The sequence below is a fragment of the Paraburkholderia sp. SIMBA_054 genome, assembly GCF_046534875.1.
GTDB lineage: Bacteria > Pseudomonadota > Gammaproteobacteria > Burkholderiales > Burkholderiaceae > Paraburkholderia > Paraburkholderia hospita.
This window is the reverse complement of sequence record NZ_JAWRXV010001484.1, coordinates 1-244: the sequence shown is the minus strand read 5'-3', so window position 1 is coordinate 244 and position 244 is coordinate 1. Positions and strand designations below refer to the sequence as shown.

At 62.7% G+C, this 244-nt stretch carries 1 protein-coding gene; it reads left to right on the top strand.

All coding sequences use genetic code 11. The annotated features are described in order from the left end of the window. Positions 1–244, top strand: a 244-nt coding sequence (locus SB822_RS59970) for an OmpA family protein (protein ID WP_410859493.1), incomplete at both ends; no start/stop codon positions are given.

The following is a 244-nucleotide window of genomic DNA, read 5'->3' as shown; positions in this document are numbered from 1 at the left end:
GAGGTTGCACCGGTCGCGGATGGCGTCGCCGTGAAGCTGCCCGAGAAAGCGCTGTTCGATTTCAACAAATCGGAAGTGCGCGGCGATGCGAGCGCGGTGGTCGACCGGTCCGCGGTGCTGCTCAAGCGCAGCAAGAAGCCGATCATCGTCGAAGGTTATACGGACAATGTCGGCACGCTCGAATACAACCAGCAACTCTCGGAAGCGCGAGCGGTCGCCGTGGGTTACGCGCTTGTCGGACGCG